Annotated in this window: 9 protein-coding genes, 2 tRNA genes, 1 rRNA gene and 1 pseudogene; 1 reads left to right on the top strand and 12 read right to left on the bottom strand. The window is 60.5% G+C overall.

The window, feature by feature from the left end; translation table 11 throughout:
- Positions 1 to 6 precede the first annotated feature (6 nt).
- The 3 genes from OKW30_RS24770 to OKW30_RS24760 all read right to left on the bottom strand — a co-directional run bounded on the left by OKW30_RS24770 (position 7) and on the right by OKW30_RS24760 (position 1,820).
- A tRNA-Ala gene (locus OKW30_RS24770) sits at positions 7 to 82 on the bottom strand.
- A gap of 53 nt (positions 83 to 135) precedes the next feature.
- Positions 136 to 212: transfer RNA gene (locus OKW30_RS24765), tRNA-Ile, on the bottom strand.
- Positions 213 to 287: 75 nt separating this feature from the next.
- Positions 288 to 1,820, bottom strand: a 16S ribosomal RNA gene (locus OKW30_RS24760).
- 730 nt (positions 1,821 to 2,550) lie between these two features.
- Here OKW30_RS24760 and rpoD point away from each other — a divergent pair.
- Positions 2,551 to 4,545: an RNA polymerase sigma factor RpoD gene (gene rpoD, locus OKW30_RS24755; RefSeq protein WP_184040465.1), complete on the top strand. Its 1,995-nt coding sequence runs from the start codon at positions 2,551 to 2,553 to the stop codon at positions 4,543 to 4,545.
- A 331-nt stretch (positions 4,546 to 4,876) separates the two neighbouring features.
- Here rpoD and OKW30_RS24750 read toward each other — a convergent pair whose 3' ends face one another.
- From OKW30_RS24750 to OKW30_RS24710, 9 genes and pseudogenes are all read right to left on the bottom strand, one after another.
- On the bottom strand, positions 4,877 to 5,980 hold the full coding sequence (locus OKW30_RS24750; RefSeq protein ID WP_184074300.1) for a YjgN family protein: 1,104 nt from the start codon (positions 5,978 to 5,980) through the stop codon (positions 4,877 to 4,879).
- A gap of 633 nt (positions 5,981 to 6,613) precedes the next feature.
- On the bottom strand, positions 6,614 to 7,822 hold the full coding sequence (locus OKW30_RS24745) for a PLP-dependent aminotransferase family protein (RefSeq protein ID WP_429347882.1): 1,209 nt from the start codon (positions 7,820 to 7,822) through the stop codon (positions 6,614 to 6,616).
- A 152-nt stretch (positions 7,823 to 7,974) separates the two neighbouring features.
- Complete coding sequence (locus tag OKW30_RS24740) at positions 7,975 to 9,147, bottom strand: NAD(P)/FAD-dependent oxidoreductase (protein WP_429347881.1); 1,173 nt, start codon at positions 9,145 to 9,147, stop codon at positions 7,975 to 7,977.
- Positions 9,148 to 9,303: 156 nt separating this feature from the next.
- A complete protein-coding gene (gene amaB, locus OKW30_RS24735; RefSeq protein WP_184074304.1) occupies positions 9,304 to 10,803 on the bottom strand; it encodes an L-piperidine-6-carboxylate dehydrogenase in 1,500 nt (499 codons plus the stop codon).
- A 171-nt stretch (positions 10,804 to 10,974) separates the two neighbouring features.
- Positions 10,975 to 11,886, bottom strand: a complete 912-nt coding sequence (locus OKW30_RS24730) for a LysR family transcriptional regulator (protein ID WP_184056529.1) — start codon at positions 11,884 to 11,886, stop codon at positions 10,975 to 10,977.
- Positions 11,887 to 12,000: 114 nt separating this feature from the next.
- Positions 12,001 to 13,383 (bottom strand): MFS transporter, encoded by a 1,383-nt coding sequence (locus OKW30_RS24725; RefSeq protein WP_187631666.1) that lies wholly within the window; start codon positions 13,381 to 13,383, stop codon positions 12,001 to 12,003.
- Between the two features lie 298 nt (positions 13,384 to 13,681).
- Positions 13,682 to 14,112, bottom strand: a pseudogene (locus OKW30_RS24720) (substrate binding domain-containing protein); the annotation flags it as partial.
- A gap of 43 nt (positions 14,113 to 14,155) precedes the next feature.
- Positions 14,156 to 15,490, bottom strand: a complete 1,335-nt coding sequence (locus OKW30_RS24715; RefSeq protein ID WP_429349166.1) for an MFS transporter — start codon at positions 15,488 to 15,490, stop codon at positions 14,156 to 14,158.
- 12 nt (positions 15,491 to 15,502) lie between these two features.
- Complete coding sequence (locus OKW30_RS24710) at positions 15,503 to 17,122, bottom strand: glycoside hydrolase family 43 protein (RefSeq protein WP_429347880.1); 1,620 nt, start codon at positions 17,120 to 17,122, stop codon at positions 15,503 to 15,505.
- Positions 17,123 to 17,170: the final 48 nt, after the last annotated feature.

Raw genomic sequence — 17,170 nt, 5'->3', positions numbered from 1 at the left:
GAGGATTGGTGGAGGATGACGGGATCGAACCGACGACCCCCTGCTTGCAAAGCAGGTGCTCTCCCAGCTGAGCTAATCCCCCAGTCCCACAGATATTCCAGCGGCCCCAGCCCTTCAGCTCACCAGACAAGACCGTGGTGGGTCTGGATGGATTCGAACCATCGACCCCCGCCTTATCAAGACGGTGCTCTAACCGGCTGAGCTACAGACCCCTGCGTCTGCCTGCGTTTCTTCTAACCACAGCCGATAAGCGTGAGCACTTGAGTGCAATGAATGCACAGCTCTGGAAAGGAGGTGATCCAGCCGCACCTTCCGATACGGCTACCTTGTTACGACTTCACCCCAGTCATGAATCCTACCGTGGTGACCGTCCTCCTTGCGGTTAGACTAGCCACTTCTGGTAAAACCCACTCCCATGGTGTGACGGGCGGTGTGTACAAGACCCGGGAACGTATTCACCGCGGCATGCTGATCCGCGATTACTAGCGATTCCAGCTTCACGCACCCGAGTTGCAGAGTGCGATCCGGACTACGATCGGTTTTCTGGGATTGGCTCCACCTCGCGGCTTGGCAACCCTCTGTTCCGACCATTGTATGACGTGTGAAGCCCTACCCATAAGGGCCATGAGGACTTGACGTCATCCCCACCTTCCTCCGGTTTGTCACCGGCAGTCTCCCTGGAGTGCTCTTGCGTAGCAACTAGGGACAAGGGTTGCGCTCGTTGCGGGACTTAACCCAACATCTCACGACACGAGCTGACGACAGCCATGCAGCACCTGTGTTATGGCTCCCTTTCGGGCACTCCCGCCTCTCGGCAGGATTCCATACATGTCAAGGGTAGGTAAGGTTTTTCGCGTTGCATCGAATTAATCCACATCATCCACCGCTTGTGCGGGTCCCCGTCAATTCCTTTGAGTTTTAATCTTGCGACCGTACTCCCCAGGCGGTCAACTTCACGCGTTAGCTACGTTACCAAGCCAATGAAGGCCCGACAACCAGTTGACATCGTTTAGGGCGTGGACTACCAGGGTATCTAATCCTGTTTGCTCCCCACGCTTTCGTGCATGAGCGTCAGTATTGGCCCAGGGGGCTGCCTTCGCCATCGGTGTTCCTCCACATCTCTACGCATTTCACTGCTACACGTGGAATTCCACCCCCCTCTGCCATACTCCAGCGCTGCAGTCACCAATGCAGTTCCCAGGTTAAGCCCGGGGATTTCACATCGGTCTTACAGCACCGCCTGCGCACGCTTTACGCCCAGTAATTCCGATTAACGCTCGCACCCTACGTATTACCGCGGCTGCTGGCACGTAGTTAGCCGGTGCTTATTCTTCCGGTACCGTCATCCCTCACGGATATTAGCCACGAGGTTTTCTTTCCGGACAAAAGTGCTTTACAACCCGAAGGCCTTCTTCACACACGCGGCATTGCTGGATCAGGCTTGCGCCCATTGTCCAAAATTCCCCACTGCTGCCTCCCGTAGGAGTCTGGGCCGTGTCTCAGTCCCAGTGTGGCTGGTCGTCCTCTCAGACCAGCTACAGATCGTCGGCTTGGTAGGCCTTTACCCCACCAACTACCTAATCTGCCATCGGCCGCCCCTTGAGCGCGAGGTCCCGAAAGATCCCCCGCTTTCCTCTCCCGAGCGTATGCGGTATTAATCCGGCTTTCGCCGGGCTATCCCCCACTCCAGGACACGTTCCGATGTATTACTCACCCGTTCGCCACTCGCCACCAGACCGAAGTCCGTGCTGCCGTTCGACTTGCATGTGTAAGGCATGCCGCCAGCGTTCAATCTGAGCCAGGATCAAACTCTTCAGTTCAAACCTGTTACTGTGTTCGGGCTCTCTCGAACCCGGTCGCTCACTCAACGTACTGACGATGATTGATCCGTCTTTCGACAGACAAACCTTCCTCTAATACTGTGTGAGGCTTCTGATACTTCTGCCTGACAGCAGACTCCGGAGAATCCGCCGCCGCATTCCGCATCAAGCGCCCACACTTATCGACTGTTAGTTTTTAAAGATCGGTCCGCCAAACCCGCCGCGCCTGAACCACCTGAACCACCACTACCCGGCACCGCTTCGTTTGCGTCGCTGCGTCTGCAGCAGAGAAACGAGATTATGGAGAACGGTCAACAACACGTCAATACCCTTCTGCGAATTTCTTTTGGGGACAGCATGCGAGGATACGACTCCATATACAGGAAAACGACATGAAGCCCCCTTGCGCAAGGAGCAACTCGCCCCTATCTAGGTTAGGTCGCGCGCATGGCCACGGACTATGCACCTGCGTAGCCTCACGCAATGCCTGCGACAACAGCGACGATGATTTGATGTGCACCCACGAGCGCGAACCCCCAAGCTCGTATATAATGCGAGCCGCGCAAAATTTCGCATGTCCATCGGCCCGCTTCGAGCGGGCTCATCTTTTTTGCTCCCCAGAGCACAGCCCAACAACCGCGTTGAGTCACATCAGGTGATGCTGAGCCCTGCTCGAAACGCCTGACGGTAGCGTCTTGCGTCTCATAGCGAAGCCTCTAGAGGAAATTACGTGAACCCTTTTGATCGCGAAGATTCGCAACACGACACCGCCTTCACTGCCAAAGTTCCGTCCGGCCGTTCGGCCAAAGGCAAGGGCGCCGGCAAAGCGATTCCCGTGGCAGCCGAGCTGCTGCCGCAACAAGCCGAAGAACGCCAGCGCCTGATGCGCGCACTGATCCAGCTGGGTAAAGAGCAAGGCTACCTGACCCACGCGCAGATCAACGACCACCTGCCCGACAACTTCACCGCAACCGCCGCGATCGACAGCATCGTCAGCGCGTTCAGCGACATGGGCGTGCAGGTCTACGAGCAGGCCCCGGACGCGGAAACGCTGCTGCTCAACTCGAATTCCCCCGCCGTGGTGTCGGACGACCAGGCGGACGAGGAAACCGAAGTCGCGCTGTCGACCGTCGACTCCGAGTTCGGCCGCACCACCGACCCCGTGCGTATGTACATGCGCGAAATGGGCGCGACCGAGCTGCTCACCCGCGCAGGCGAAATCGCGATTGCGAAGCGCATCGAAGACGGCCTGCACGAAATGGTGCAGGCGATCGCCGCGTGCCCGCTCGCGATCTCCGCGATCCTCGCGAGCGCGCAGCAGGTTGTCGACGGCGAGCTGCGCATCGACGAACTCGTCGACGGCCTGAATGAAGAGACGGCCGCCGCGGAAGAAGTCGCGAGCGCCGACACGGATGCCGATGAAGACAGCGACGCCGACGAAGACAGCGAAGACGAAGAAGACGACGACGTCGGTCCGGAAGATTCGTCGGCGGCGGACGAAGCTCGCCTGAAGCAGCTCACGAGCGACTGCCTCGAAATCTTCGCCCAGGTCGGCATTCTGTACGACCAGATGAACGCGTCGCACGCGCGCGGCGACGTCACGTCAAAGGCCTATCTGCGCGCACGCGAAGACATTCAGCAGCACCTCGCGAAGATCCGCTTCACCGCACGCACGATCGACCGTCTGTGCGGCGACGTGCAGCGCCAGGTCGCGCAAGTGCGCGCGATCGAGCGCAACATTTTGCAGATCGTCGTCTCGAAGGCCGGCATGCCGCGCGAGAAGTTCATCGAAACGTTCGCGGGTAGCGAGGCCGACCTCGGCTGGACCGAGCGTGCCGCGCGCACCGGCGCGTCGACCTATGGTGCGGCGCTCGAGCGTCACCTGCCAGCCATCCAGTCCGAACAGCAGAAGCTGATCGACATCGAAGCGACGGTATCGCTGCCGCTCAAGCATCTGAAAGAAATCAACCGCCAGATGGTCGCGGCCGAATCGAAGATGCGCAAGGCCAAGAGCGAGATGATCGAGGCGAACCTGCGTCTCGTGATCTCGATCGCGAAGAAGTACGTGAACCGCGGCATGCTGTTCCTCGACCTGATCCAGGAAGGCAACATCGGTCTGATGAAGGCCGTGGACAAGTTCGAATACCGTCGTGGCTGGAAGTTTTCGACGTACGCGACGTGGTGGGTCCGTCAGGCCGTCACTCGTTCGCTCGCCGATCAGGCGCGCACGATCCGCGTGCCGGTGCACATGATCGAAACGATCAACAAGCTGAACCGCATTTCGCGCGAGATCCTGCAGCAGACCGGCCAGGAAGCGCATCCTGCGGTGCTCGCGGAACGCATGGAACTGTCGGAAGAGAAGGTACGCGGCATTCTGAAGATCGCGAAGCAACCCGTATCGCTCGAAACGCCGGTCGGCGATGACGGCGATGCGACGCTGGGCGACATGATCGAAGACGCTGGCGTATCGTCGCCGGCGGATGCCGCGATGCAGGCCGACCTGCGTGCCGCGATCGACGACGCGCTCGACTCTCTGTCCCCGCGCGAGGCGAAGGTGCTGCGCATGCGCTACGGCATCAACACGAAGTCGGATCACACGCTTGAAGAAGTGGGCAAGCAGTTCGACGTGACCCGCGAGCGGATCCGCCAGATCGAGAGCAAGGCGATGCGCAAGCTCATGCATCCGAGCCGCGCGGACCGTCTGAAGTCGTTCCTCGACCGATAATCGTTTGCCACGCTTGCCGTGCGCGCTGCACGGCAAGCCGCCCACATCGTCATACACAAGCAGCGGGATGAACCGGTCGACGGTGAGTCCCGCTGTTTGCTTTTGTGCTGTACCTTTCCACAATTTTTCAGGCGCAAGTTCTCCGCTTCGCTTCCCGCCCTGTTGTCCACAGATTTTGGGAACAAGCTTGTGGACAACCTGCGCATGACTGCGCTAACTCATTGAGCGTACTGCGTTTCGCGCTCGCGCCTGAGATGAGTCGCGTGTCCCATTACTTGCCGCACATCGTGCGCCCCCCGCCCATTGCCGCGCTCTCAACGCGAGTCCAATCTCAGAAGGCGCCACCATGATCGAGCAGATTCAGCATGCCCTCGCCAGTCAGCGGCGCCGCCACGGTGCTTTGCCCCAGCATAGGCGGATCGAGGTAGCCGGAAACCTGCAGCGTGTCGACGGCAAAGCGCATCAGCCGATGCAGCACGATTGGCGCCCCAAGGCCGAGCGTGAACACGATGATCGCAAGGTTGCCGCACTGCAAACTGAGCAGACGCGCCACGCTGACGTTACTGCCGAAATGCAATTGCGAGCCGAGCGACGTATTGCCCATCACGTGGCGCGTCAGCGCGGCGACATAGAAGCCGCGGATCAGCATCGTGCCGATGGAGAACAGCGCATAAAACAAAAACAGCGATCCGAGCGCGGCCCGCGACGGCGCCGTACTCGCTCCCGGCACGTGGCCGACATGCATCGATGCGAGAGCGCCCTTCAGAAACACCATGAACAGCACCGCGAACAACACGACCACGCCGACGAACGTAACGAGGAACAGACCGTAGACGACCCACGCGCGCCCCTTGAAGCGAAATGCCAGGCTACCGAAGCTGCTCGCGTTGATGCGGCACTCCATTAGACGCATCGATGTCCACGGCGTCATCTGGCCAAGCGTGACAACGCACAACAGCGCGTACAGCAACGCGCGCACGCCGAAGCCGAGCGCCGAGCCGGTCATGCCGCCGCGAATACCGCACCACTGCGTCCGGCTCAGCCGATAGCGCTGCGCGCCGAAAAACGCACCCGCCGCGAGCACGACGATCAGCAGATACAACGCGATGACAGGCAGCGAACCGAGTGCCGCGCTTTTCGTCAGCATGCGCAAGACCACGCTTAGCGCGCCAGCCGCGAACACCGCGCTGAACACGACCACGATCGCGAGCAGAAAGCCCTTGAATAGCTCGCCCCCGGTGCCCGTGTACTCGAAGCGCTGGTCCTGAAACCGCATGCGCGACCAGACATATCGGCGGTTGTTCGTGGTCGCCCAGAAGCGGTAAATACCGAGCGTCACGATTTGCAGCACAAGGTTTCTGAAAAAGATGCCGTAGAGGTCGCCGAGCGTGCCGTCGTAGATCAGCAGCGGCCGCTTCTCGTCGAGTGAATTCATTGCGTTGCCCCCTTTTCCTCATTTAACGTTTTTGTGGCCCACTCACGCATTCTCGTGCGGCATTCATATGCGGCATGCATGGGCGAACGCGACGGGCGACGATGCTTTCCCGTGCGAAAGCCGACTCGTGTGGCGCGAACCCGTGTAAAACCTGTCTTTCAGACATTCCGGGAATCACGCAAAACGGAAACCGGCCGGCAAGCACGATAATTACACGGTTTCTTATCTTTATAAATGGCATTTCCGCATATAAATCGACCACTTCCATTACAAGATTTGGCAACGTCCGAATTTATTCGAATTGCATAATCTTGAAATTAAGGCGTGCAATAACGATTTCATTAGGGGCAATCATTTGAGGGTCCACTCGCGCGTATGCGCCGTTCGACGTGGCAATCCCGGGCGGCCTCATCTGCGGCTTGCCACGGTCAGTCTCATAGAAGGCACACGCGGACGAAAACGATTGCGTATTCGAACTCAACGCGATTCGCGATTCGCGATTAATAAGGAATGCGGTGGATTCTGTTAAAGCGCCACAATTTTTGGCATTTGGATAAAAAAACCCGGCTGCACATTAGATGCTCGCCGGGTAATCTGCCGCACTCCACTGATTGTGTTGATGCAATCAGGATTTTATTGCTCGTCGAAGTACTGCTCGAGCGCGCGGTTCATTCGGTGCACGCCGGTTTCAATCTCCTCCACACCCGGCGCGGCAAACGACAGGCGCAGCGCAGCTCTATCGGCCGCGTCCTTGTAAAACGCGACACCCGGCACGAACATCACGTTCTGTTCGATGCACACGCGCAGATAGTCGGACGCATCGCGTGCCGCGTTCAGACGCGCCCACACGAACATGCCGCCGGCCGGACGATGAAATGCGATGTGCCGCGCGAGATGCGTGTCGAGCGCATCGCATAGCGCGCGGCATTTGACGGAATACGCATCGACAATGCGCGGCAGATGCCGCTCCAACCCGCCGCTCGCGAGGTACTCGGCGGCAATCGCCTGGGTCCAGGGCGCGCTGCATAGATCGACGGTCTGCTTGGCGACCACGCATCGCCGCACGATCTCCGCGTGCGCGACCATCCAGCCGACACGCAAACCCGGCGCGACGATCTTCGACAAACTCGATAAATGCACGACCCAGTCGCGTGAACCGGGCACCTGCCCGCTCAATGCGAACAGCGAAGGCACTGCCGTGCCATCGAAACGCAGATCCCCATACGGATCGTCTTCGACGATCGCGAACCGATAACGCGCCGCCAGTTTCAACAATGCGATTCGACGTTCGAGCGATAGCGTCGCGCCGGTCGGATTCGCGAACGTCGGCACCGTGTACAGCAGCTTGGGAGCGCGACGCAGCGTGCCCGTCTCGAGCACCGCGGCGAGCTTCGCCACGTCGAGGCCGTGTTGATCGACGGGCACCGTGACGACGTCGGCCTGTTGCAGCTTCAGCGCCTGCAAAGTGGCCAGATACGCGGGCTGTTCGACGAGCACGACGTCGCCGGGCGCGACCATCACGCGCAGCAACAGATCGAATCCTTGTTGCGAACCGGTCGTCACCAGCAGGTCTGTTGGCGCGCATGGCGTGCCGCGCCGTGCCATCAGCTGCGCGAGCTGTTCCTTGAGGATCGCGATGCCATCGGTCGGGCCATATTGCAGACACAGCGTCGGCTGTTGCGAGGCGCGCGCGGCCGCGGCATCGAGTCCTGCACGGTCGAACAGATCGCTCGCCGGATAGCCGCCGGCAAACGAGATCATGCCGGGCCGCGCGAGGTATTTGAACAGCTCGCGGATCGGCGAGCCGCTCGGGGCTTCGAATGCGGAATTGAACGAGAACATGATGACGGCCGCCTGCCTTGCGTGTGATATCGATTGGGATGTCGAAGACAATCGACGTCGATTGTGGCCATCGGCGGGATCTGCGGCAAACGATATCTACCCACTACTTATTGCGTTTTTCGCATGACCCGCGCATCGAGCCATATAAGGCGCTACACCACGTTCTTTTCGATGATCGGCCGGTTTTCGAGCACGCGCGTAAAGCTTAGTGAACTGAGATCGAGCGTCGCATAGCGGCCATGCAGAATCAATTCGCTGATGCCGCGTCCGGTTGCCGGCCCTTGCTGCAAACCGTGGCCGCTAAAGCCGTTCGCGAAAATGCAGTTATCGATATCCGGGTGATGGCCAATGATCGCGTTCTGATCGAGCACGTTGTATTCGTAATAGCCGGACCAGCAGTTCTGCACGCGCAGCGCCTCGAATTGCGGCACGCGATTGGCGAGCGTCGGCCAGATCACGTCGTCGAATAGCACGTGATCGACTTCATCGAGCGGTAGATCGTCGGGATCGTTATCGGCCGACGGCGACGTGCCGCAGATATACGAATTGCCTTCAGGCCGGAAGTACACGCCGCTCGGATCGATCAGCAGCGGACAGCGCTCAAGCTTTGCCGGCGACGTGACGTTGAAGATACTGCGCCGCCGCGCATAGACGGGCAGATCGATGCCGACCATCTGTGCGACCTTGCGCGACCATGCGCCGGCCGCGTTGACGACGACGTCGCAAGCATAGGTCTCACCGTCCGCGGTTTGCACCTGCGTGACGCGATTGCCCTCGCGATGCAGCGCGGTGACGTCTGCCGCGACATAGCGCGCGCCGAGCGCCTGCGCTTTCTTGCGCAGCGCCTGTACTAAACCGTAGCCGTCGAACCAGCCCTCGCCGCTTTCGCCATAAGCGCCGGCAACGAGGTCGTCGGTATTGAGCCAAGGGAAGCGCGTTTGCAAGCCATGCGTGTCGAGCAGGCTGATATCTGCGCCGAGGCTTTTCTGCAGCGCGTGATTCTCGCGCAGCGTCGCTTCACCGGCAGGTGTCGCGAGAAACAGGTAGCCGCCTTCGTGCAGATCGATCGAGGGCCGGATGCCGTCGACTTCGAGCCGCTCGCCGATCGAGCGAAGAAACTCGATGCCGAACAGCGACATCTGAATGGAAAGCGGCGTAGAAAACTGCTGCCGGATCGACGCCGCCGACAAGGCCGACGACGAACGCGCATAGGTCGGATCGCGCTCGATTACCGTGACGCCGACTGTCGGATCGGACAGCCGCAAGAAATACGCAATCGAACTGCCGATCACCCCACCGCCGACGATCACGACTTTCGAACTCACGTCTTACTCCACGAGTAACGTGGCCGCTCCGGAACGCCGGGCGGCGCAAACGGATTGCTATCTGGAACGCGCGGCTGTGGCGCGCCGGACGGCGACGGCGGCGCACCGGCATCAACGCGATGCGCCGCCATCGTTTACGACCTCACACTTGCGCGCTCAGTCGACATTGAAGTCGATACCCTGCGCAAGCGGCAACGCCGACGAGTAGTTCACGGTATTGGTCGCGCGACGCATATAAGCCTTCCATGCATCCGAACCCGACTCGCGCCCGCCGCCCGTTTCCTTTTCGCCGCCAAACGCACCGCCGATCTCCGCGCCGCTCGGTCCGATGTTGACGTTCGCGATGCCGCAGTCGCTGCCCGACGCGGACAGGAAGCGTTCCGCTTCGCGCAGGTCGCTCGTGAACACGCACGACGACAAGCCGTGATGCGCTGCATTGTTCGCCTCGACCGCAGCGGCGAAATCGGCATAGCGCAGCACGTACAGAATTGGCGCGAACGTTTCCTTCAGCACGACCGACGTTTGCGACGGCATCTCGACAATGGCCGGACGCACGTAGTAACCGCCCTCATAACCCTTCACTTCGACTCGCTCGCCGCCGAACACCTTGCCGCCCTCGGCCTTCGCCTGCTGCAGCGCTTCCTGCATGCGGTCGAACGATTGACGGTCGATCAGCGGCCCCATCAGCGTGCCCTTTTCGAGCGGATTGCCGATCGGCACGCGGCTATACAGCTGCTTCAGACGCTCGACGGTCTTCTCGTACACGCTGTCGTGCACGAACAGACGCCGCAGCGACGTGCAGCGCTGACCGGCCGTACCGACCGCCGAGAACAGGATGCCGCGCATCGCGAGTTCATGGTCGGCCGTCTGCGTGACGATGCCGGCGTTGTTGCCACCGAGTTCGAGCAGCGAGCGGCCGAAGCGCTTCGCCACTTCGACGCCAACCTTGCGACCCATTTCCGTGCTGCCCGTCGCGCTGACGATCGACGCGCGCGGATCGGCCACGAGCTTTTCGCCCACGTCGCGCCCGCCGTTGATCAATGCGGCCAGGCCGGCTGGCGCGTCGCCGAATTCCTTCAGCGCGTCTTCGAGAATCCTGTTCACGGCCAGCGCCGAGAGCGGCGTCTTTTCCGACGGCTTCCAGATCACCGCGTTGCCGCACACCAGCGCGAGCGCCGCATTCCATGACCAGACCGCCACCGGGAAATTGAACGCCGAGATCACGACGCAGGTGCCGAGCGGATGCCACGACTCCGCCATCCGATGACCCGGGCGCTCGGACGCGATCGTCAAACCGTACAGCTGACGCGACAGACCGACCGCGAAATCGCAGATGTCGATCATTTCCTGCACTTCGCCCATGCCTTCCTGCAGGATCTTGCCCGTCTCCAGCGAGACGAGGCTGCCGAGCGCCTGCTTCTGTTCGCGCAGCCGATTGCCGAGCAGCCGCACCAGCTCGCCGCGGCGCGGCGCCGGCACGTTACGCCACACGGCAAACGCGTCTTTGGCCCGGGCGAGCGCCGCGTCGACCTCGACCGCCGTCTGGCTGGCCGCACGGCCGATGAGCTCGCCGGTGATCGGCGAATGTACGGCGATATCGCCGGCTTGCGCGGCTTGGGCAATGCCGAGATCCGCGAGGATAGTGGACGCGTCCATGTGAACCCCTTTAATTTCCGATACGAAACAAGAGTAAGTTCGGAAACTATACACGCGGGTTTTTGTGGCGGCAAGAAGATGCTTGGGGAGTGAAATACCGGTTGACAAAAGGGGGGCGCTGTTTCCAGAAGGAAACATCGTCAGACTTCGGGCGGGTGTCACGCCCGCGCGTCAAGCATCTGGCCCGCCATCCTCCTCCAGCACCGCCATCAACCGGTCGACCAGCACACGCGCGAACGGCGGCAAGTCCTTCAGACTGCGCACGCAGATCTTCAGCTTGCGCACGGCCCACGGATCGTTCAGGCCGACGATCGCGATCTGCATCGTCTTTCTGTGCCGCAGCGCGACCGACTCCGGCACGATGCCGATTCCGACACCCGCCTCGATCATCCGGCACGCGGCCTCGAAGTTGCCGACCTGGATGCGAAGTTTGAGACGCGCGCCGAGCGCATCGGCGGCACTCGTGATGAACGCGTGAATCGCGCTCGACGTCGGCAGGCTCACGAAGTTCGCGTTCAGCACCTGCGAGAAATCGACCGACGCTTGTCTCGCGAACGGATGCTCGCACGACGTAACCAGCACGAGCCGATCGTCGCGATATGGCAGCATCTGCAGATGCTCGGCATGCACATTGCCCGCGACGATCCCGATATCGGTCGCGCTGTCGGCGACGCCCTTGACGATCTCGCCGCTCAGCACTTCGCGCAGATCGATGTTCACGTCCGGGTGATCGCGCAGGAAACGGCTCAGCACGGCCGGCAGAAACTCGCTGATCGCGGTCGTGTTGGCCCAGATGCGCACGTGGCCCTTGATGCCCTCGCCATACTCCTGCATGTCACCGGCCAGATGCTCGACGCGTTCGAGCACGAGCCGCGCGTGATGCACGAAGGCTTCGCCCGCGGGTGTCGGCGTCACGCCCTGGCTGGTTCGATAGAGCAGCTTGATGCCGAGCTGCTCCTCGAGATTCTTGACCCGGTTGCTGGCGGCCGGCGCCGACAGGTGCGAACGCTCCGCCGCACGCGCGAGGTTGCGCGTGTCGGCGATATGCAGGAGCAGGCGTAAATCGACGAAATCGAAGTGCATGATGAAAGCTGCTAGCGAGGCATGCGCAAAGCAAACTTTCATCTTAACCGGGTGAAGTGAAAATTTAGCCGGGGAAAGATCCGAATCGACAGATCACCTTGATGCGCGCACGGCTTAAGCCGACTCTCGCATCATCTCCGCTTGCGGTATCAGCTCGGCATCGGGCGAAATCTCCTCGAGCGTCTGCTGACTCGTTTCGATGCGCAGCGCGAGAATCGCGATACTCAGCAACAACAGCACGCCACCGACCATCGTCAGCACACCCGTCACGCCGAACTCCGTGTAGAGCAGCAGCGCGACGTAGGGCGTCGACATCGACGCCGCGCGGCCGCACGTGCCGGCCACGCCGGTGCCGCGCAAGCGATGCGCGGTCGGAAACAGCTCGGGGATATAGCCGAACAGGCCGAGCGTGCAGACCGTGTAGATCGTCGTGACGAGCGCGAAACCGACGACCGCGATCGGCACTGGCGCGCGCATCTGCACGTAGACGAAGCCGAGCACGATCGTTGCAAGCGAGAACAGCACGATGCCGTTGCGTCGCCCCAGGCGGTCCGTCACGAGATAACCGACGACAGCGCCGGCCGGCGCACCGAACGACATCAGCAGCACGAAGCCGAGCGACTGCACGATGGTCAGGCCTTCCTTGACGAAGAACGTCGGCAGCCACGCGACGAAACCGTACAGCGACATGTTGATCGCCATGCAGGTCAGCGCGGCGACCAGCGTGCGGCCGATCATGCCGCGCGCGAACAGCGCCGAGAACGGCGCGGCCGGCACCTCGTGACTGACCACGCGCGAAACCGGCGGCAGCTTGCCGACACGCGCCTCGACCTGTCGCTCGATTGCCGAGACGGTGGCCTCCGCCTCTTCGAGCCGGCCGACCGTTTCGAGCCAGCGCGGCGATTCCGGCATCCGATGCCGCAGGAACCACACGACCATCGCGCCAATCCCCGCGATCGCGAACATGTAGCGCCAGCCGAGATGTGGAATTACCCAATAGCCGACTGCGGTCGCGCCGAGCAGACCGGAGTTGATGATCAGCGCGAGCAGCGCGGTCCAGCGGCCGCGTGTGGCGGGTGGCACGAACTCGCACAGCGTGCCGGCCGCGACCACGAGTTCGGCGCCAAGGCCAATGCCCATGACGAAGCGCAGCAGGATCAGCCAGTAGATGTTCGGCGCGAAGCAGGCGGCGAGCGATGCGATGCCGAAGATCGCGAGATTGGCCTGATACGAATAGCGTCGACCGAAGCGGTCGCCGAGATAGCCTGCCAGCCCCGCGCCGATCATCATGCCCATGAAGGTCGCGGAGATGAAGAACGAGCCGAGGCGGAGATCGGTGAAGCCGGTTTTGACCATCGCCGCGAGCGCGCCGTTGGCGAGATAGATGTCGAAGGCGTCGAGGAAAGCACCCGCGCCGATCAGGCCGAGGATGTTCCAGTGGAAGCGGGTGATCGGCAGGCGGTCGAGGCGTGCGCCGGAGTTGATGGGGGCTGGCAAATTGTGTCTCCTGTCTTTTTAGGCTGCGCGCGGGCGAGAGGCGCGAGCGCGGAATAGTTCTGCGAGGCCGCCTTCGTTCGATGCGGCGGCTCGGGGCAGAGCGCTGAACGGCCGTTGTCGGATCGTGCAGGGCCGTTGGCTTCAAGAGTGCGACAGGTGACGTGGGCTGGGAATTGGGCTTTTTGGAGGTGAGTGTTCCGGTTTGATTAAGGGAATGGTAAAGAAGCGATTTGCATACCAGAAAGGCGGAACCGCGTCGAGGTCGATTAATGCAAGCCGTTTGTGTAACGGCCGCTCGCTAGTGAGCGTTCGCCAACTCGACAACGAAGTCCAGAAAGGCACGCGTCTTCGCCGGCATGTGATGCCGTGACTGATAGCACGCGTAGAGGGGATAGCGCTCGTCAGTCCAGTCGGGAAAGAGATTGATCAACCGCCCCTCTTTCCTGTCTCCGAATTACGGAATTCCAGGCATCGGTGGCTCGGGCCTTCGAGATCTTCCGGCTTTGCCGGCCGGCCCCGTCGCGCGATGTACGACGGCGCGGTGACCGTCACCACGGCCGTGTCGAGCAGCTTGCGTGCGACGAGAGTCGATGGCCTCGGCTCGCCGAACCGCAGCGCGAGGTCAAAGCCCTCGAGAACGAGATCGTCGAAATGGTCGCGCGCGATGAACTCGATTTCGAGTTCAGGATGCGCATCCATGAACTGATCGAGTCGTTGCCCAAAGCCGGTGACTGAGCCGGAATTATCGCCGGCTCAAGCCCCGTCGCGCCATTTATCCCGCTGTCCGGTTCTGCACGGGCGCTTCTGCGCCGGCGCTCCGCGTGACAGAGTCGCTGAGGTCCGTCCTCGTATTGATGAACCAGGCGGAGACCGAAGCCAACAAGAAGCAGCCGACGAAGAGGTGGAATACGACATTGAAGTCGTCATTCGTCCTGGTCAGGATGTAACCGACGATCAGCGGGGAAAGAAATCCTGCCAGCTGACCCGCCGCATTGACAAAGCCGATTGCCGACCCGACGACCTTGTTCGGCAGCGCGACGTTCGGGATGGTGTAGAGCGAACAGCCGGCCATGGTTGAGAAGAAGTAGCCGATCGTCTGAAAGAACACCGCCGTTTCCGCGGTCTCCGCATGGGCCGTCAGATAGGCAAAGATGGCGGCCACGACGCAGCCGAGGACGACGAGCAATTCGCGACGATTGCGGAAGAACTTGTCGGAAAGAAAGCCCGTGATGCAATAGGCAATCGTGCCGACGAGAAATGGCACCGACGCCATCATGCCCATTCTGGCCGTCGAAAGGCCGCGCGCTTTCAGCAGATACGTCGGGAACCAGCTCATGATGCCCCACGAGGCGATGCTGAAAACGAACAAGGTGACGAAGCACCACCAGACCAGCGGCGTTTTCACCAAACCAGCAAAATCCGCTTTGCCGGCAGAGGCAGACAAAGACTTTTCGCTGGTACCGATTTCCTCCAATTCGATCTTCGAAACGTGCTTGCTGTCTTTCGGGCTGTTTCTGATATAGATCCAGCCGAATACGGCCATCGCGACACCGGGTATGAACAGACTCGTGAAAATCGCGCGCCATCCCCACGCGGCCATCACGGCCGCCACGAACAGTGGCGCCAATGCGGGTCCCAGCGCATTAGTGGTCATCATCAGCCCGGTTGCCCGTCCCACTTCGCGCTTTGGGAACCACGCCGACAGTGTCTTGAACGCGGCGGGAGGAAAGAGCGCTTCGCCGATGCCGAACGCGACCCGCACCACCAGCATCAAGCCGAGCGAATTGCACAGTCCGGTAAGCGCGGTGAAAATCGTCCACCAGGCGATGCCGATCGTCGTCATCAGCCGCGGACCGAATCTGTCTGCAAGCAGGCCAGCCGGGATCTGACATAGCGCGTAGCTAAAGAAGAACGCGCTCAGGATTCCACCCATTTCCATCGCGGACAGATGAAACTCGGACGCAATGAATGGAATAGCCGCTGCCATGATCATTCTGTCCATGTAACAGAGCAGATAGATTGCGAACAAAATAAGCAGCACGAGGTAGCGATGTCTCCAACGAAAGCGCATGAGATCTTCCTTATTATTAAATGACAGCGATGACACGAAATCCAAGCTTTAGCCGATCAATTGGCGGTACGAGAACGACTTGAAATCGGCAGGCTCGCGAAAGCCCAGCATGTCGTTGACGGTGATACCTGCGAATGCCCCCGTGAAGCCGATGGGGGTTGCATATTCATCGCTGAGTTTCGTGAAATCCTTTTCCAGTTCAAGGTCCTTCCAGTCACCGTGCGTCAAGCGATAGAAGAAGCGCAGTTTCGCGTCCACGACGCGAATCCGCAGGTCGATCCCGGTGGCCTCGGGCAGCGTCGCCAGTCGATTGCTGTAGGCGAAGCTGCCGGCATCCATTTCCATGTAGGACAGGATTTTTGTGCCGTCGTCGTCGCGCGTGACGAACAGATAGTAGAAGGTGTTCTCGTCGTAACGCGCCATGAGCCCAGCCATGTGCAGATATGACTTGGGTGAAAATTCCAGCGCGGTTTCGACTTCGAACTGCCAGTCACGGATGCGACAGGCCAACAAGCTTTGATGGAACCGCGAAGTCGGCGACTCTTGCCCCCTTATCCGCAGATAGCCCGGACGTTCGTGAAGATTGCACCAGTCGTCGCCGATGGGGATGCGCAGACTCTGCAGTTCCAGGGGCAGCGCGGCACGTTGTCCGAAATCGATCGTCCAACTGCTGTCGAGACTTTGCTCGATATCCGAGCCGATCGCAAAAGATTCGGCGGGAACCACTCCGCCACTGGCCAGGCGGGGCCAGTCGGCATGCCATTCGATAGGTGCGACACAGGTTTCACGGCCTAGCGGCGAGCGCTTCGTGTGCGCATCGATCGGTCTCGATCCGAGGTACGTCATGTACCACTGGCCGTTGGGACCCTCGACCAGATTGCCGTGGCCGGTCCGCTGAATCCGTCCGTTCGCGTCGCGCGACGTGAGCATCGGCGTATCAGGATGAAGCTCGTATGGACCGAAAATGTCGCGGGACCTGGATACACACGTTGCATGTGTATAGCCTGTGCCTCCCTCCGCTGTGATCAGGTAGTACCAGTCTCCCTTCTTCAGCAAATGCGGAGCCTCGTAGATCTGACATTTCATGAAGTAATCGGTCTTCAGGTTGGCGCCTTTATAGATGACGTGCTCTTCGCCGATCAGCTTTTCCTCCTGCACCGAGTATTCCCGCAGAACGATTCCGACGAACAGGTCTTCGTAGATACCTCTGAAATCGCGCCGGATATAGGCGAGCCACTTTTTGCCAGATTCGTCGTGGAACAGGGATGGATCGTATCCACCGGACACGAGATGCACGGGCTCCGACCAGGGTCCGGTGATGTCCGGGGCGGTTACGAGGTAGTTGTGCATGTCACGAAGCGGGGAGATCTTCTGCTCGCCTTTCCATGCCTTGGTGTCGGTATAGACGAGCCAATAAAGACCGTCGCGATAGGAGAGGGCTGGCGCCCATATGCCTGCGGACGGCTGCTCTCCGATCAGGTTCAATTGCGATAGCCTGTCGAGAGGCGTGGCCTTGAGTTCCCAGTTGACGAAATCTTTTGATTCGTAAATGAGAACGCCCGGATACCATTCAAAGGTTGAAACCGCGATATACCACGCATCCTTGCCACGGCACACACAAGGATCCGGGTTGAAGCCGCGCAGAACTGGATTCTGAATAGTACTCATCGGGAGGGTATTGTTTGACGTGCTGAGAGGAACAGATCTTCTTTATCG

This window comes from Paraburkholderia sp. Clong3 (assembly GCF_050436485.1).
GTDB classification, from domain to species: Bacteria; Pseudomonadota; Gammaproteobacteria; order Burkholderiales; family Burkholderiaceae; genus Paraburkholderia; species Paraburkholderia tuberum.
Note: the sequence above shows the minus strand (reverse complement) of the source record. Positions and strands in the feature narration are given on the sequence as shown.